Origin of the sequence: Micromonospora sp. LOL_013, from assembly GCF_048060315.1 — a bacterium.
Taxonomy (GTDB): Bacteria; Actinomycetota; Actinomycetes; order Mycobacteriales; family Micromonosporaceae; genus Micromonospora_E.
On the sequence record NZ_JBHMIQ010000018.1, the window covers coordinates 1 to 16,275 of the forward strand.

Below are 16,275 nucleotides of genomic sequence, written 5' to 3' on the forward strand. Positions count from 1 at the left end.
ACCATCAGCACCCTGCGCACCCTGCGCACCCTGGGCACCATCAGCACCCTGCGCACCCTGGGCACCCTGCGCACCCTGGAAACCCTGGAAGCCCTGGAAGCCCTGCACGCCCTGCGCACCCTGCGCACCCTGCGCACCCTGCGCACCCTGCGCACCCTGCGCACCCTGCGCACCATCAGCACCCTGCGCACCCTGCGGTCCTTGGGGACCACGGCTCGGCTTGTGCCGACGCCATTCGTCCTCTGAGCGCTGCCAACCCTGCGGCCCGAGGCCCGGCTGCCAACGTTCACGGTCGCCGATACCCGGGTCGTCGCGCAACGGCGCAGCGGGATACCAGACAGTGCGATACCCGTTCGGCCCAGGTGTGACGAGCGAAGACTCTGTGCTGGGACGCGCATCCCCCAACGGCCGAACCTCGGCCGCGCTGGCCGGCTGCACCGCTGGTGTCAAGCTACTTGTCGTCGCGGCAAGCAGGAGAAGATAGCCCACCTTGGCAGGGGTTTGTGCTTGTTTGAGTCGTCGACGCAGGCGTCGTTCACTGGTCACCGTTGCTCCCGCAGCGTCCCGAAGATTAGTAGAAATTTCTACACGGGGTGTTGGGGGGGCATCCCGCACTGCGTTGAGCATAAGTCGGTTATCGCCACTATGCGGCTATTCGTCGAAAATCTCCATTATGAGGTCTTTTCACGAAGATCGGGGGGCTCGAGCGCGAGCCGCGGACCTCACTCAAGGAGGCGCCGCTGCTGTGGTCGGTCGGTCAGCGGTCCGCGACGTGGCGGATCACCCTGGCCTGCAGTTGGGCACGGATGCTGAGCTCCGCCGCCTTGAACGCGTGCTCCTGAGTCATGGCGTTCTCGGTCCGGTGCTGGCAGTCGAGGATCAGCTGACCGAAGTACGGATAGCCGACCTGACCAGCTGCGACCAGATGGTGCTCACCTTTGCCGTCAACGAGGAAGACATGGCCGGGACCGGCGTCGGTCGCCACGTTGAGGTACTTACGCAGCTCCAGGTAGCCGTCGGTGCCGAGGATGAAGGTCCGCCCGTCACCCCAGGTGCGCAACCCGTCGGGAGTGAACCAGTCCACCCGGCAGTACCCAGTCGCGCTGGTGTTCAGCACCAGCCCCAACTCGCCGAAGTCGTCGAGCTCCGGGTACTGCGGGTGGTTGAAGTTCCCGACGGTGGAGTGGCTGATCTCGGCATCGGTCGCCCCAGTAAAGTGCAGCATCTGCTCCACGTTGTGGCTGCCGATGTCGCAGAGAATGCCGCCGTACTTCTCCTTGCGGAAGAACCAGTCCGGGCGGCCGGCGGCGGAGAGCCGGTGTGGACCAAGGCCCATGACCTGTACCACCCGGCCGATGGCGCCGCGCTCGATGAGCTGCCCGGCCAGCACCGCCGCCTCGACGTGGATCCGCTCCGAGTAGTAGACCGCGTACTTACGCCCGGTGCGCGCGGTGGCCTTTCGTGCCTCGGTCAGCTGCTCCAAGGTGGTGAGCGGGGCCTTGTCGGTGAAGTAGTCCTTGCCTGCATCGATGACCCGCAGGCCGAGAGCGCACCGCTCCGAGGTGACGGCAGCGCCGGCCACCAGGTGGACCGTGTCGTCGTCGAGGACCTCCGACTCGTCGCGTGCCACCCGCGCCTGCGGGAACCGCTGACGGAACGCGGCGACCTTGGCCGGGTCGGGGTCGTACACCCACTTGAGCGTGGCGCCGGCACCGAGCAGGCCCGCGCTCATGCCGTAGATGTGCCCGTGGTTGAGACCAACCGCGGCAAAGACGAACTCCCCGGGTGTCACCACCGGGGCCGGTACGGGATCCGGCGCGTACGTCGCTCCATTGGCCATCGACACCTGTTCGTCTCCTCAGCTGTCCTGTCGGGGCGTGCCACCGACGGTGATGGGACCGGGCAGGTCGCGCACCGTAGCGGTCTTCTCGAAGAACCGGGGCGCGCGCTGCACCAGGGCACCGTGGTGATAGTAGGGATCGTCCGGGGACAATGGGAGACTCACCGGGCGGCGCTCGATGCCCGACTCGTAGATCGCGGTGACCAACTCGACCGCGTTTCGCCCGTCTGTGCCGCTCACGGCGGGTGCCGTCCCTTCCCGGACCGCACGCAGCACGTCGCCAATCTGGCCGGTGTGCCCGGTATGCGTGAGCGGTTGGTGCGCGTGCACAAGTGCGTCGAGGTCGGCGACCAGGTCCTGGTTGCCGCCCGGCGCGGGAAACCCGTTCGCCGCGCTGCTCTCGGCTACCGCCCGCCACGGCTGGGAAACCCGGGCGTGCGCGCCCTGGATGACGATCTCCTGGTCCTCGCCGTGGTGCACCACCGAGCTGGTGAGCTGAGCCAGTGCCCGGTCGTACTGCAGGATCGCGACGGACAGGTCCTCGACCTCTGCGTTGTCGTGCTGCGCGTTGACCAGCATCGCGGTCACCGCCGACGGGCGGCCGAGCATCCACATGGTGAGATCGATGTGGTGGATGGCATGGTTGAGGGTGCAGCCGCCGCCCTCGGAGGACCAGGTCCCCCGCCACCACAGGTCGTAGTAGGGCCGTCCCCGCCACCAGGACGAGTTGACCTGGACGTGCGACACAGCTCCGATCAGACCAGAGTCCAGCACTTCCTTCAAGGTTGCCATGTCGTCACGGAACCGATTCTGCGCGACGACCGACAGCAGCTTGCCCGACTCCGCAGCGGCGGCGACCATCGCGTCACACTCCTGCAGGGACGGTGCCATCGGCTTCTCCACCAGGACGTTGACTCCCGAACGCAGGGCGGCGATGGCGAGGTCGGCGTGCGTCGACGGCGGTGTCGTGATGCTCACCAGGTCCATGTCCTCGGCAGCGAGTAGAACCCCGATATCGTCGTAGACGCGGGCATCGGTGAGACCGAAGGTGGTCCTGCGTTCCTGCGCCTTCTCAATGGTCACGTCGCAGACGGCGGTGATCCGGCAGTCGTCTGCGAACTTCTGGTAGCCGGCGATGTGTGTGCCCGCGATGCTTCCCGCACCGATGATTCCCACATTGAGCATGCCGTCCTCCATCTCGTTGGCGTGACGTGGAGCACTGATCTGGTGTGCCGTTGCTTCTCGGCCAGGCCCGTCGTCCGCCCGATCCGGAAGCCGCAGCCCGACAGTAGTCACTGAGCGGCGTCGATCGAAGACTGGAGCTCGGCCACGAATGCCTCGGCGGCCTCCTCGGCGGTCCTTCGGTCGAACATGACGTCCTGCAGGTAGCGGACGATGGTCCGTTCGATCTCGCTGGCACCGTTCGGCACGATCTCCGGTGCGTCGCCGAGCAGGTCCTGGATCGACTCCGCGTACTCCACGGCCTGCAGCTCGCCAGGGGTGAGCGAGTCTCTGATGGATTCCAGCACCGTGGTGTTGGCGGGAATGCCCCGCTCGGAACCGATGATCTCGCCGGCCTCTGTGGTGTTCACCAGGAAGTCGATCAGCAGCTCGGCTTCGGCGGGGTGCTCGCTTTCAGCCGACACCGACCAGTACATGCCCGGTTTGAGGTAGCTGAACGGAGTCGAGTTCCCGTCGTCCGTCGGCAGTTTGACGGCGATCAGGTCGGCTCCCCCCGTGGCCTTGGTGTACGCCGCCAGCTGCGTCACGTTGGCGAAGATCATCGCAACCTTGCCGGTGGCGAAGTCCGTCTGATCCAGCGCGGCGCTGACACCCTCGGCGAACTGCGAGGCCGGCACGGAGGCCCCGGCCGTCGCCCAGTCGTGCACCTGCTGGAAGTACCTGGCCAGCGTCGGCACGCTGATGCTGACCTTGCCGTCGCTGAACAGGGCTTCGCCGTGCTGACGGGCGTGGATCTGCAAGGAGAACTCGTTCCAGTGTGGGGTGAATCCGTGCACCTCGCCGCCGGACGCGTCGGTCACCGACCGGCCGAAGTCGGTGAACTCGTCCCAGGTCCAGTTCTCGGTGTCGGGTAGGGCGACGCCCAGCTCGGCAAGCTTGTCCTGATTGACCAGGATGCCCCACGCCGACGTGGAGATCGGCATGCCGTAGAGCGTGCCTCGGGACCGCCCGGTGTCCAGCACGGCCGGCGGCAGGGTCGTCGTGTCCAACTGCGGTTGCTGGGCCAGATCGGCCAGCACGCCGCGGTCGGCGTACGAGGCGAGGTACAGCTGGTCCATCTGGATGACGTCCGGAGCGTTACCGCCGGCAGTCGCCGTCGCGAGTTTGTCCCAGTACCCGGTCCAGTCGCTGAACTCCCCGATCACCTCGATGTTCGGATACTGCTCCTGGAACGCCTCGATTGCCTGCTGGGTCCGCTCGTGCCGCGCGTCAGCGCCCCACCAGGTCAGTCGCAATGTGACGTCGCCGTCGCTGAGCTCCTGAGTCCCGCCGGACGAGTCCGCAGTGCCACAGGCGCCTACTCCGAGTACCGCGACGAGCGCGCCGGCAATCGCCAGCCGACTCGGGAAAGATGACATACGCATTCTACTCTCCGTTCCGATGAATGGAAGTTGTCGACGCAGCTGGACAGGGACAGGCTGGTCTATTTGCCACCAGTGGTTGCGATGCCGCGGATCAGATACCGCTGACCGACCGCGAAAGCGACGACGAGCGGCACGATCGACACCACGCTCATCGCGAACAGCGCACCGAAGGATGATTCCGACTGTGCGTCGACGAACGACCGCAGCGCAACCGGCACCGTGTACAGGCTGGGGTCCGTCAGGTAGACGAGCTGGCTGAAGAAGTCGTTCCAGGTCCAGATGAAGGTGAAGATGGCGGTGGTGGCCAACGCCGGCCGCATCAATGGCAACAGCACCTTGAGGAAGATGGTCGCATGACCCGCTCCGTCGATGCGAGCAGCGTCGTCGAGCTCCCGCGGCAGTCCGCGGATGAACTGGACCATCAGGAAGGTGAAGAAGGCGTCGACGGCAAGGAATTTTGGCAGGATCAGCGGCCAGAAGCTGTTGACCATGTCCAACTGGGCGAAGAGGACGTACTGCGGGACGATCACGACATGGATGGGCAGCATGATCGTGACAAGCATGATTGCAAAAGCGGGCCGCTGGAACCGGAACCGAAGGCGCGCGAAGGCGTAGGCCGCCATCGAACAGCTGATGAGGTTTCCGATGATTGCACCGGCAACGATGATTCCCGAGTTGAGTAGATACCAGCCGAAGGGTTGCGCGAGCGCGTTCCAGCCACGGGGGTAATTCGAGAAGTCGAATGTGTCGAGCACCAACGACGGATTTCCGAAGATGTGGCCGTCGGGCCGCAGAGAACTGACGACCATCCACAACACCGGGTAGAGCGCAACCGCCACCACGGCCAGCAACAGGACGTGTCGTACGCCTCGAACAACGCCTGCTGCGCCGGCCCGCCGCGCAGGCCCGGCCTTCGTGACCGGCGGCCGAAGCCGCGCCGGCTCCCGCGTCATCGAGTCAGTCATCGTAGTGAACCCAATGCCTTGCCGCCCAGAAGTTGACTGCCGTGAGAGCTCCAATGATCACGACCAGAAGCCATGCCATCGCGGAGGCGTAGCCCATTCGGTACGAACCGAATCCCTCCTGGTAGAGATACAACGTGTAGAACAGCGTCGAGTCGGACGGGCCTCCGGTGCCTCCCGACACCACGAATGCCTGCGTGAATGTCTGAAACGCATTGATGACCGCCAGCACAAAGTTGAAGAAGATGATGGGTGTTAGTAGCGGCACCGTGATGTGGCGAAACCGGCTTACCGTACCTGCGCCGTCGACTTGCGCCGCCTCGTAGTACTCCCAGGGGATCTGTCGCAGTCCGGCCAGGAAGATGACCATCGGCGATCCGAAGGTCCATGCGTGCAGGACGACGAGCGTCCACAGGGCGGTCGCCGGGTCCGCCACCCAACTCGTTGTGCTCTCGACCCCGAGGAAGCCCAACAGATCGTTGACCAGGCCATCACCGCCGAAGATGAGCCGCCAAAGAACAGCGATGGCCACACTGGACCCCAGCAACGAGGGTAGGTAGAACGCGGACCGGTAGAACGCCAGTCCGCGCATCCCCCGATCCAGCACCAGTGCGAGCAGCAGCGCCAGTGCCAGTTGGGCCGGCACGCTGACGGCCACGTAGAGAAACGTGACGCCCAGGGAACGGTGCAGTCGCTCGTCGGTGAGCATCCGCTGAAAGTTGTCGAGCCCGATGAAGCTCGGATCCTGGAGCAGGTTGTAGTTGGTGAAGGCCAGATACAACGACGCGAGCATCGGGCCCAGCGTCAGGACGAACAGGCCGATGAGCCAGGGCGCAAGAAACGCTGCGGCCACCCGCGTGTCACGCGCGGCCTGCGGCGGCCGGGCTCCGGGATCACGACGGCTGATCGCTTGCAGCTCGGCGACGCTCACCGCGCCACCCACGCTGACCGCGGCCAGGAGGCTCTACACATGTTCGACCCCTTCCTCCCGCTCGCGGACACCTCGTCGACAGCGGTCCGCAGTTGTCGCATGTCGATCGACGACCTGGGTGCGCCAGCAGGCACGCGACGCTGGGTGCTGCTGCTCGTAACCTCGCCGAATCGGATGTGTGATGCACCATAGTGATCGATCACCCTTGAATGCAAGGGGTCGACTCAAACCGATGCCGGGCCGGTCGAGTCGCGGAGCACCAGCCGCTGCAGGTCGGCTGGGAAGGCCTCGTTCAGGGGCTCACCCCGCATCAGGGCCAGCAGCCGCTGCATCGCCAACCGGCCATGCCGCTCCCGGTCCACCGCCACCGTCGACAGGCTCGGTCTGAAGTACCGTCCGATTTCCTCGTCGTCCCAGCCGAACACGCTGACCTGGCCCGGCACATCGATGCCGACGCTCTGCAGGCCGAGGATGACGCCGAGCGCGACCTGGTCGTTGGCTGCGAACACGGCTGTCGCACCGCAGCCCGCGACCACGGTGCGGGCCGTCTCGTAACCGGATCGTACGGTCCAGTCGCCGTCGACGACGGCACACGATTCGAGGCCCAGCCGCTCGACGGTCGCCTCGTACGCCGCCCGCCGGTTGCGGGCGGAGGCCCACGACGGCGATCCGGCGACGTGGACGAACCGACGATGACCGTTGGCCGCGAGGTACCCGATGATGGCGGTCACGGGCGCCGCGTCAGCCAAATGGCTGCGCCCCCGCATGTTGTCGTCGTACTCCCCGACGATCACGATGGGCACCGGGAACTCCGTGACGTCCGAACCGTCCAAGCTGTCCTGCAACGGCGCGAACGACAGAATCCCGTCCACCGTCTCGGGCTGGAGCAGTGCCCGGGTCCGGGCCGCGCGGTCCGCCGCAGAGCCCTCGAGGCTGACGATGTCGATGTGGAAGCCGGCATCGTGGGCAGCGCCCGCAGCACCCTGTAGCAGCCGGTTGGGAACCAACGGGGTGATGTCCGGCATGACGATCGCGATACGGTCGGTTCGCCTGGTCCGCATCGCCCTGGCCGCCCGGTTCGGACGGTAGTTGAGCAGCTCGACCGCACGGGTGATCTTCTCGACCGTCGCCGGGCGCAGCCCACCGTTGCCACGCAGGAAGCGTGAGACGGTCTGGTGCGACACCCCCGCCTCCTTGGCCACCTCGAAGATGGTCGCCGGCTTCCTGCTTCGCTCCGGCGTCGCCGAGGGCTCTGTCGCCATTGATAGGTATTCCCTTCCTCGCCGGCACCTCGGCCAGCGTTGACACCAAGGTGATCGATCACTATGGTTGCCGCCACAAGTCACAGTCGAGTCGGCATTGTTAACAGACCTACGTTCCGTAGCCCCACGAAGATAGCCGCACCGCGACTCCGGCAGAGCCGCAGCGGTGCGCTGACGGCGGGTCGCCGCCGGCTGGCCCAACTGCTTGCCGGCGGGCGGCGAAACCGAGGCTGACCTTGCTTTCGCTGCCCACAGTACCGCCTCGATCACCGGAAGCACTCGCCCGCCAGCGGTGCGCTGACGATCTCGGAGAGGCCATCAGGAGATGCAGGGAGAGGTCATGACCAGAGGAAGACAACGGGCGCTGGCTGCCCTGTCCGGGGTCGCGCTCGCGCTCGGGCTCATCCCGGCGACCGGATCGCCGGCCGCCGCCGACCCGAGCTACCCCGTCACCGTCGACTACCAGGTCGATGCCGGCGCGATGCGGCACATCGGCGGCGGCAACCTGCACCCGTTCGACGAACGGGGCCCCGCGCAGTGGCTGACCGACGGCATCGACATCAACGCGATCCGCGGGACGGACTACTCCAAACGGACGAGCGTCTACCACGACTACCTCCCCGGGTGGTTCGAGGACGCCACCCGCGACCGGTTGCAGACGATCAACCCGGACGCCAAGCTCATGATCGGTACCTACTACGGGTTCAAGGGCAAGGTGGCCCGCGGCGAGTACGGCGGCAACACCGACTGGAAGGCCCTGGCGCAGATCGACGGGGGCGCCGCCTACAAGGAGTACATCGCCGGAGAGCTCGCCGACGCGGCGGCGAAGGACATCGACGTCTACTCCTGGGTGCTCTGGAACGAGCCTGACCTGCAGTGGAGCAACCAGAACGCATTTTTCCGAGGGTTCAAGAACGGCTACGACGGCGTCAAGGACTTCGACCCGACCCAGCTGGTCCAAGGACCTGAGCTCGCCTCGTTCAAGTTCTCGTACCTCACTGCCTTCCTGACCTACTGCAAGCAGCACGACTGCCTGCCCGACGTGCTGGCCTGGCACGAGCTGACACGGACCCGCACCGCGATCGAGGACCACGCCCGCCAGATCACCGAGTGGATGCGGCAGAACGACATCCCGGTCATGCCGATCGCCATCACCGAGTACCAGGGCACCGGATACTCGACGACGGAGGCCGGACGTCGCAGCCAGGGCAACTACAACCCCGGGCTCTCGGTCTCGTACCTGGGCGAGCTCGAACGCGCGTCGGAGAGCACCAGCCTGGAGTTCGGACTGCGGTCCGCGTGGGGTCTGCCCGGCGACAATCCCAACTCGCGCAGCTTCCTCGGCGAGATGGCCACCTTCGACGACTACGGCAAGATGGCGACCGGGATCTGGTACGTGTACCAGACCTACTGGGACATGACCGGTCGTAAGATCGGAACGACCTTCGACAAAACGTCGGTTGACGCGCTGGCAACCTACAACGACGACTCGACCGTCAACGAGTCCTGGATCCTGCTGGGAAACTGGGAAGAGACGGCGAAGGCCATTCCGGTCACACTGCGCAACCTCCCACCGGCACTCGTCGCCAGTGGCCGGGTGCACGTACAGGTGGACCTGATCCAGGAGACGCTGGCCACGCCGAACTACGGCACGGTACCGGTGCTGCGCCGCAACGTCGCCGCCGCAGCGGGCGAGGCATCGTTCTCCCTCGACCTGCCCGGTCGCACCGCCGCCCGAATCCTCGTCACGCCGCCCGCCGCCGACCCCACGCGCTACAGCGCGGTGCCGGGATCGGGAGCCGAGCCGGTCGAGGTACGCAGCACCGGCACGGTCCAGACCTCGACGGCGAGGCTCGCGGGAACGACCTACACCGCACACACCGGCGGTACGCCGAGCAGCTACCGCGACGGCGACGGCGCGGAGACCGCCATGGAAAGCGGAGACACGGTGACATACCGGTTCGACGTCGACGAGTCAGCCGTGTACCGGCTGCGCACCGACTTCGTCGCCACCGGCAGCGGCGCCTTCGTGCAGCCGTACGTCGACGGTGTGTCGACCGGCACGCCAGTGGACCTCTACTCGGCGCAGCCACGACTGGTTGACCACGAGCACGGCACTGTCCACCTGAGCGCGGGTACGCACGAAATCACCTACCGCATCGTCGGCGCCGGGAAGAACACCGCGAGCACCGGGTACGACATCGGAGTACGAAGCCTCCTGGTCGCCGCGCCCGGGGTGCCGACGACCGACGCGACGGTCGTCTTCGACAGCAACGACGGTCGGGGTGAGCACGCCCGGATCTTCGCGAGTATCGGGGCCGCCCTCGGTGCCCTGCCGGCACCACCGGTACGCAACGGATACGAGTTCGTGGGCTGGAACACCGCCCGGACCGGCGCCGGTGCAGGTGTCGACGCGGACACGATCGTCGCTGGCGACATGACCGTCTGGGCGCAGTGGCTCGAAATCGGTGAGCTCGCCTACCTTGTCGACGCCGGCGACATCGACCCGGCGACCGTCAACGCCGGCTCCCGGCTCGGCACGCACCACAGCGTCACCGACCAGTTCTTCGGGCCTGACCCGGTCACCGGAAGGAACTGGGGTGTGCTGGACACCGCCAAACCGTCGGCGGCCTACCCGAACCTGCTCACCGGCACCTACACCTGGCCCGCGGAAAACCTCGGATACACCGACGGCACACCTGTCGGTCAGACCTACCGCTACGCCAAGGACCAGACGCAACCGCTGGCGCAGCGAGTCGGTGTACCGTACAAGTTCGAGCTGGCCAACGGCCGGTACCGCGTCGACCTCGCCATCGCTACCGGCTGGTCAGCGCAGGTCGACAAAGGATACGAAGCGACCGTCACCCTCAACGAGGGAACCAGCGAGGCAGTGACCGCACTACCGCCCACCAAGCTGTCCAAGGACTGGACCAAACCGGTCCGGGCGTCCGCGACAGTCGCGGTGACGAACGGCTTCCTCACCGTCAACGTCGACATGGCCAACGAGGCGTCGGGATCGGTGATGGTAAACACCATCGAGATCCACAGGCTCCTCGCCGTCGATGTGACGCCCCCCACGGTCACCATCGAGCCGTGGTCCGAGAGCGAGGACGGCAGCTACCGACAGGTCAGCTTCGCGCTGTACGACGAGGGCACGCTCGACAAGGTCGTTGTCAACGGCGTCACCACCGACCTTGCCGACGCCGTACGGACGTCGCTCGACGGCGTCGAGCCGGGCAGGTACGGCGCTGTCGTGGGCACGAACACGCTACGGGTGTTCGATCTGGCGGGGAACGTGACCGAGGTGGCATTCACACTGCTCGAGCCGCCGTCGGACTGGTCCGCGTCGACGGTCTACAACGCCGGCGACGAGGTCACCTACGCCGGATCGGTCTGGGTGGCTCAGTGGTGGACCAGCAACGAAGTGCCCGGGACGAACCCGTACGGCGCCTGGGCCGAGAGCGGAGCCGTGGTTGGCGGCTTCGACGGCACCATTCGCGCCTGGACACCATCATGGATCTACACCGGCGGTGAGACGGTGGCGTACGGCGGGCACCTGTGGACGGCCCGCTGGTGGACCCGCAACCAGGCACCCGGCGCGACGGCCGGGCCGTGGCTGGATCTCGGATCCCGGCAGGTACTGAGCTGATCTCGACGACAAGGACGCATGGATCGGCGCGACACGACACGGACCACGGCGGCCACCGGCTCTGACCGACCGCGGCCAGCGCTGTAGGACGTCGCTGGTCGCGGTCGGTCATCCTGGACCGGTAGCCCCGCAACCAGCGACGTCCGCCTGTGTCAGGCGACGGCGCAGGGAGTGCCGTTCAGGGTGAACGACGTCGGGCTACCGTTGTTGCCGGTGTGGGTGGCCTGGAAGCCGATGCTCTGCGAGCCGTTCGGCGGGATGCCTGCGTTGTAGGACAGGTTGCGGGCGGTGACCGCGCCGCTGGTCGGCGAGTACGTCGCGTTCCAGCCAGAGGTGATGGTCTGCCCGGCGGGCAGGGTGAAGGCCAGGGACCAACCGTTGATCGCGCTGCTGCCGGTGTTGGCGATCGTCACCGAGGCGACGAGTCCGTTGTTCCACGCGTTCACCCCGTAGGTGATCCGGCAGGTGCCCGACGGCGGCGGCGGAGTCGTCGGAGGTGCCGTGGTCGGAGGCGCCGTCGTCGGAGGTGCCGTGGTCGGAGGTGCCGTCGTCGGAGGCGCCGTCGTCGGAGGCGCCGTCGTCGGAGGCGCCGTCGTCGGAGGCGCCGTGCCGTCCAGACCGAAGAAGCGGATCACCTGGGCGGCATCGACCGGGATGCTGTGGCCGGTGCCCTGCATGCTGATCGCCTCGACTGGCGCCATACCGCCGGAGCTACCGTACCGGGTGCGGGTGTAGTTGCCCTGCGGGCTGTCGGTGTAGGTCGGCGTCTGACTCAGCCCGTGCACGTTGGTCCACTGCTTGATCTGCTCGGCGAAGTTCGGGTAGCGCAGCGTCCCGTCGTTGGTGCCGTGCCAAATCTGCATCCGTGGCCACGGTCCGGAGTAGCCGGGCAGACTGTTGCGGACGGCGTCGCCCCACTGCTGGGGGGTACGGATGATCTGCCCGCCGGAGCACTGGCTGTTCCACTCGGAACCGCCAGTGGTGGCGAAGCAGGTGAACGGCACCCCGGCGAAGGACGCGCCGGCGGCGAAGACGTCCGGGTAGACGCCGAGCATCACGTTGGTCATCATCGCGCCGGACGACGTTCCGGTGGCGAAGATCCGGTCCGGGTCGGTGTTGTAGCGCTGCTCCACGTAGCTGATCATCGACCGGATGCCGACCGGGTCACTCCCGCCGCCGCGAGTCAACGCCTGCGGAGAGTAGACGTCGAAACACTTGCTGCTGCGGGTCACCGACGGATAAATGACGATGTAGCCGTACCGGTCGGCCAGAGACGCGAACTGGGTGCCGGAGTGGAACCCGGGTCCGGAGCCCGTGCAGTAGTGCATCGCGACCAGGATCGCCGGACGGGGCGCGACCCGGTCCGGCACGTACAGGTACATGCGCAGGTTGCTGGGGTTGGTGCCGAAGTTGGTGACCTCGGTCAGGGTGGCCGCCGAAGCGGGTGCCGCGAAGGTCAGTGCGGCCGCCGCGGCGGTGACGGTTGCTGCGGCGGCGGCCAGCATCTTGGCCATGAGTCTCATGTGGTTCCTCCGGAACGCACGCAGGATGGGGATCCGACGCGGGGCTGCCCAAGCTCCCGCTTCACTCCGGCTCGAAACAGTTACTAGTATCGATATGAATGGTTCGAGATTCAAGGTCGACGTCGGACTAACATCGACGCACGTGCATAGAAACGCCTGACGCTCCGTAGCATGAGCCGGGCGATGCCCCAGATCAAGCGGAAGGTTGGCGAATCGGTCGTGGACCACGCCCCCACCCAACCGGACCACCCACCGGCGACCGGCAGGCCGCCGGAAGGTCAGCGACGCGCACGCCGCCGTAGCGATCTCTCCGTCGCGACGATCGCCGCGCTGGCCGGCGTCTCGAAACCCACCGTCTCGAAGGTGCTCAACGGACGATCCGGAGTGGCCCTGGAGACCCGCCGCCGAATCGAGGCACTGGTTCGCGAGCACGGCTACCAGCGGCCCGGCTCGGCCTCCCCGACCGCCGGGATCGAGGTCGTCTTCTATCAACTCGAGAGCCACCTGGCGATCGAGATCCTGCGTGGGGTGGAGCTGGTCGCCCGGACCAACGAACTCGCCGTCGGGTTCACCGAGGTGCAGGGCCGCACCGAACCGGGCCGGTCCTGGGCCGAGCAGTTGCTGGCCCGCCGACCGGTCGGGGTGATCGCCGTCTACTCCGCGTTCACTCCGGAGCAGCACGCCCAACTGGCCGCCAGCGCCATCCCCCTGGTCGCCCTGGACCCGGTCGGCGAACCGGCCCACCCGACCCCGTCGGTCGGCGCCACCAACTGGAACGGCGGCATCGCCGCGACCCGCCATCTGCTCGACCTTGGGCACCGCCGGATCGCCATGATCAGCGGCCCGCTCGACATGCTCGGCGCCCGCGCGCGGCTGGAGGGCTGCCGGGCGGCGATGGCGGCGGTTGGCGTACGGCTGGATGACGACCTGGTCCGCAGCGGCCGGTTCTTCTTCGAGGACGGTGAGACACACGGGCGTGACCTGCTCGACCGGCCCGACCGACCGACGGCGGTGTTCTGCGGCAACGACCTACAGGCGCTCGGCGTCTACAGCGCCGCCCGGCAGCTCGGCCTGCGCATCCCGGACGACCTGAGTGTGGTCGGCTTCGACGACATCGACAACGCCCGCTGGTGCTGCCCGCTGCTGACCACCGTGCGCCAGCCGCTGACCGAGATGGCGTCGACCGCCGCTGGGATGGTACTCGCGCTGGCCAACGGTGGCGTGTTGCCACGACACCGGGTGGAGATCGGCACCACCCTCGTCGTCCGATGCAGCACCGCACCCACGCCGGTGACCAGGTGATTCCGCCGACAATCCAACATCTTCTTTACCAATAGAAGCCAATCAATTACACTCGGTGTGGAACGCGACCCGATCGGGGTGGTTGTGAACACACCACACATACCTGCCTTCGCTGCGCACCAGCCGACCAGGGCCGTCGAATTGCATCATTACGGTGACCTTACCCAGGTCCTGGCCTGGAACATCGAGACAGATCGACGTCAGATCCGCACCGCCGCACCGAACGGGGTGTCCGCCTGCGACATCGAGCCCAACGGCCGGCACTTCTGGTGGTTCGACGCGGACCGGACCGATGTCGGTGTCTGGCGCCGCCAGCCGGTCGACCCCGGTCAGACGGCAATCGGCCAGGGCGCGGCAGACCGGGCCACGGCCGGCCCACCGCCGCTGGCACTGACCGGGCTACCGCCCGGCCGGCAGCACGGCATCGCCTTCGACGCCACCGGCCGCCGCGCCGCCATCTGCGTCGGCACCGGCCGGCAGACCCGCTGCTACGTGGGAGAACCGGGCGGACCAGGTCACCTGATGGCGGTCAGTGCCGGCTACACCGCCCTGGTCGACCTAGCCGCCGACGGAAACACCATCGCGCTCGCCGCCCGAGCCGACGCCGCGACCGCGGTCAGCATCGTGCGGCTCACCGACGGGTGGACCGACACCGTCGCCGGCAGCGACCGGCGGCGGATCTGGGCCCTGGAGTTCCACCCCGGCAACCGACCCGATCCGGAACTGCTGATCGTCGTCGAGACGCCGGACCTGTACCAGATCGGCATTTGGCGGCGCGACCGCGGCATCGAACTGTCCCAGGGCCTGTCATTCGAGTCGGAGATCACTGCCCACTGGTACGGCAACGACGGGCGGATCCTCGTCCAGCACGACCGGGCCGGGCGCAGCCAGCTGCTGCTGGCCGACCCCGAAACCGGTGAGCAGATTACCGTCGCCACTCCACCCGGCACCATCCTCGACCTGACCGTCGCCCCGGACGGCGCGATTCACTATATCTGGACCAGCAACTCGGTGCCACCCCGCCGGCTGGTCGCCCACCCCGGTACGGCCACCGCGCAGCCGGCCCGCCGGCGCCGACCCGCCGACCACCCCTCCACCCCCGCCGGGCGCACCGAGCTGTGGACCGACCAGCCGTACGGACGAATCCACAGTTTCCTGGTCACCCCGCCCGGCACCGGACCGTGGCCGACGCTGTTCCTGGTGCACGGCGGGCCGTACCTGCACGACCGGGACGCCTACGACCCGAGGGTGGGGCTGCTGGTACGCGCCGGCTACGCGGTGACGCGCACCAACTACCGGGGATCGACCGGGTACGGGCCACGGTGGCAACGGGACTTCGACCACCGGGTCGGGCTGGCGCAGCTGGAGGACCTGGCCGCCGTACGGCGGAAGCTGATCGACCTCGGCGTGGCCGAAGCCGGCCGGATCGGGCTGTGCGGCTACTCGTGGGGTGGCTACCTGGTGCTACTCGCGATGGGCGTCGCGCCGGCCGACTGGGCGGTCGGACTCGCTGTCTGCCCGATCGCCGACTACCCGGCGGCCTACCACGGTGCCACCGAGGCGCTGCGCGACATCGACGACGAGCTGTTCGGTGGCGGGCCCGACGACGTACCGCAGCGGTACCACGCCGCAGACCCGACGGCTTACCTGGACCGGGTCCGCGGCCCGCTATTCATCGCCGCCGCCACCGACGACGAACGCTGCCCGCCGGACCAGATCCGCCGCTACGTCGCCGCGCTGCGGCACCGGCGGGTGCCGCACCGACTGCACTGGATGCCCGGCGGCCATCACGGCGACGCCGCCGGGCAGACCCGGACCTTCGACGAACTACTCCGGTACGCGGACGCTGCCTTCGCGCCGACTCAGCGCTGCGACCGGGCCGAAGCCGGACGACCGCAGTGGACGGTCGCCCGTACCTGACCAGCCAGGAAGGGAGGTGAATGGTATGAAGCGACGCAGTGTACGTCACGACCCGATCACCACCAGCGAGCGGGAGCGCGGGGCGGTCATCGTCAAGATGCTCCTCGACATGGACCGGGCAGTCCCGGCCAGGCGGCAGGACGTGACCGAGTCGGCGGCCGACAAGGCGCCCGCCAGCGAGTGACAGGTCCGTGCTGAGCGCACGATCGACGGCGTCGTTCCAGAGCGAAGCGCCTGCCGCTCCGGAACGACGCCCACCACCGACGGAAAGGGGCCGGAA

Annotated in this window: 11 protein-coding genes and 1 pseudogene; 5 read left to right on the forward strand and 7 right to left on the reverse strand. The window is 67.5% G+C overall.

All coding sequences use genetic code 11. The annotated features are described in order from the left end of the window. Nucleotides 1-246 (forward strand): hypothetical protein (locus tag ACFHWS_RS13700; protein WP_416568304.1); only part of this gene is annotated, 246 nt, incomplete at its 5' end. Between the two features lie 511 nt (nucleotides 247-757). On the opposite strand, the gene ACFHWS_RS13705 is transcribed toward ACFHWS_RS13700, so the two are convergent. From ACFHWS_RS13705 to ACFHWS_RS13730, 6 genes are all read right to left on the reverse strand, one after another. Then, nucleotides 758-1,840: a Gfo/Idh/MocA family protein gene (locus tag ACFHWS_RS13705; RefSeq protein WP_416554778.1), complete on the reverse strand. Its 1,083-nt coding sequence runs from the start codon at nucleotides 1,838-1,840 to the stop codon at nucleotides 758-760. Nucleotides 1,841-1,858: 18 nt separating this feature from the next. Further along, on the reverse strand, nucleotides 1,859-3,025 hold the full coding sequence (locus ACFHWS_RS13710) for a Gfo/Idh/MocA family protein (RefSeq protein ID WP_416554580.1): 1,167 nt from the start codon (nucleotides 3,023-3,025) through the stop codon (nucleotides 1,859-1,861). A 107-nt stretch (nucleotides 3,026-3,132) separates the two neighbouring features. Continuing rightward, nucleotides 3,133-4,446, reverse strand: coding sequence for an ABC transporter substrate-binding protein (locus tag ACFHWS_RS13715; protein WP_416554582.1), 1,314 nt, complete (start codon nucleotides 4,444-4,446; stop codon nucleotides 3,133-3,135). Nucleotides 4,447-4,505: 59 nt separating this feature from the next. Continuing rightward, nucleotides 4,506-5,411, reverse strand: a complete 906-nt coding sequence (locus ACFHWS_RS13720) for a carbohydrate ABC transporter permease (RefSeq protein WP_416554584.1) — start codon at nucleotides 5,409-5,411, stop codon at nucleotides 4,506-4,508. Continuing rightward, nucleotides 5,404-6,339, reverse strand: coding sequence for a carbohydrate ABC transporter permease (locus ACFHWS_RS13725; RefSeq protein WP_416554586.1), 936 nt, complete (start codon nucleotides 6,337-6,339; stop codon nucleotides 5,404-5,406). The genes ACFHWS_RS13720 and ACFHWS_RS13725 overlap by 8 nt, the downstream gene beginning before the upstream one ends. Before the next feature lie 224 nt (nucleotides 6,340-6,563). After that, complete coding sequence (locus ACFHWS_RS13730; RefSeq protein WP_416554588.1) at nucleotides 6,564-7,601, reverse strand: LacI family DNA-binding transcriptional regulator; 1,038 nt, start codon at nucleotides 7,599-7,601, stop codon at nucleotides 6,564-6,566. A gap of 340 nt (nucleotides 7,602-7,941) precedes the next feature. Here ACFHWS_RS13730 and ACFHWS_RS13735 point away from each other — a divergent pair, with 340 nt between their 5' ends. Beyond that, a complete protein-coding gene (locus ACFHWS_RS13735) occupies nucleotides 7,942-11,250 on the forward strand; it encodes a carbohydrate-binding protein (protein WP_416554590.1) in 3,309 nt (1,102 codons plus the stop codon). A 152-nt stretch (nucleotides 11,251-11,402) separates the two neighbouring features. Here ACFHWS_RS13735 and ACFHWS_RS13740 read toward each other — a convergent pair whose 3' ends face one another. Next, on the reverse strand, nucleotides 11,403-12,773 hold the full coding sequence (locus ACFHWS_RS13740) for a PHB depolymerase family esterase (RefSeq protein WP_416554592.1): 1,371 nt from the start codon (nucleotides 12,771-12,773) through the stop codon (nucleotides 11,403-11,405). 171 nt (nucleotides 12,774-12,944) lie between these two features. On the opposite strand from ACFHWS_RS13740, the gene ACFHWS_RS13745 reads away from it, so the two are divergent. The 3 genes and pseudogenes from ACFHWS_RS13745 (at nucleotide 12,945) to ACFHWS_RS13755 (ending at nucleotide 16,179) form a co-directional block, all read left to right on the forward strand. Continuing rightward, on the forward strand, nucleotides 12,945-14,075 hold the full coding sequence (locus tag ACFHWS_RS13745; protein WP_416554594.1) for a LacI family DNA-binding transcriptional regulator: 1,131 nt from the start codon (nucleotides 12,945-12,947) through the stop codon (nucleotides 14,073-14,075). Nucleotides 14,076-14,153: 78 nt separating this feature from the next. Beyond that, nucleotides 14,154-16,015 (forward strand): annotated as a pseudogene (locus ACFHWS_RS13750) (alpha/beta hydrolase family protein). A gap of 5 nt (nucleotides 16,016-16,020) precedes the next feature. Beyond that, nucleotides 16,021-16,179: a hypothetical protein gene (locus ACFHWS_RS13755; protein WP_416554596.1), complete on the forward strand. Its 159-nt coding sequence runs from the start codon at nucleotides 16,021-16,023 to the stop codon at nucleotides 16,177-16,179. Nucleotides 16,180-16,275: the final 96 nt, after the last annotated feature.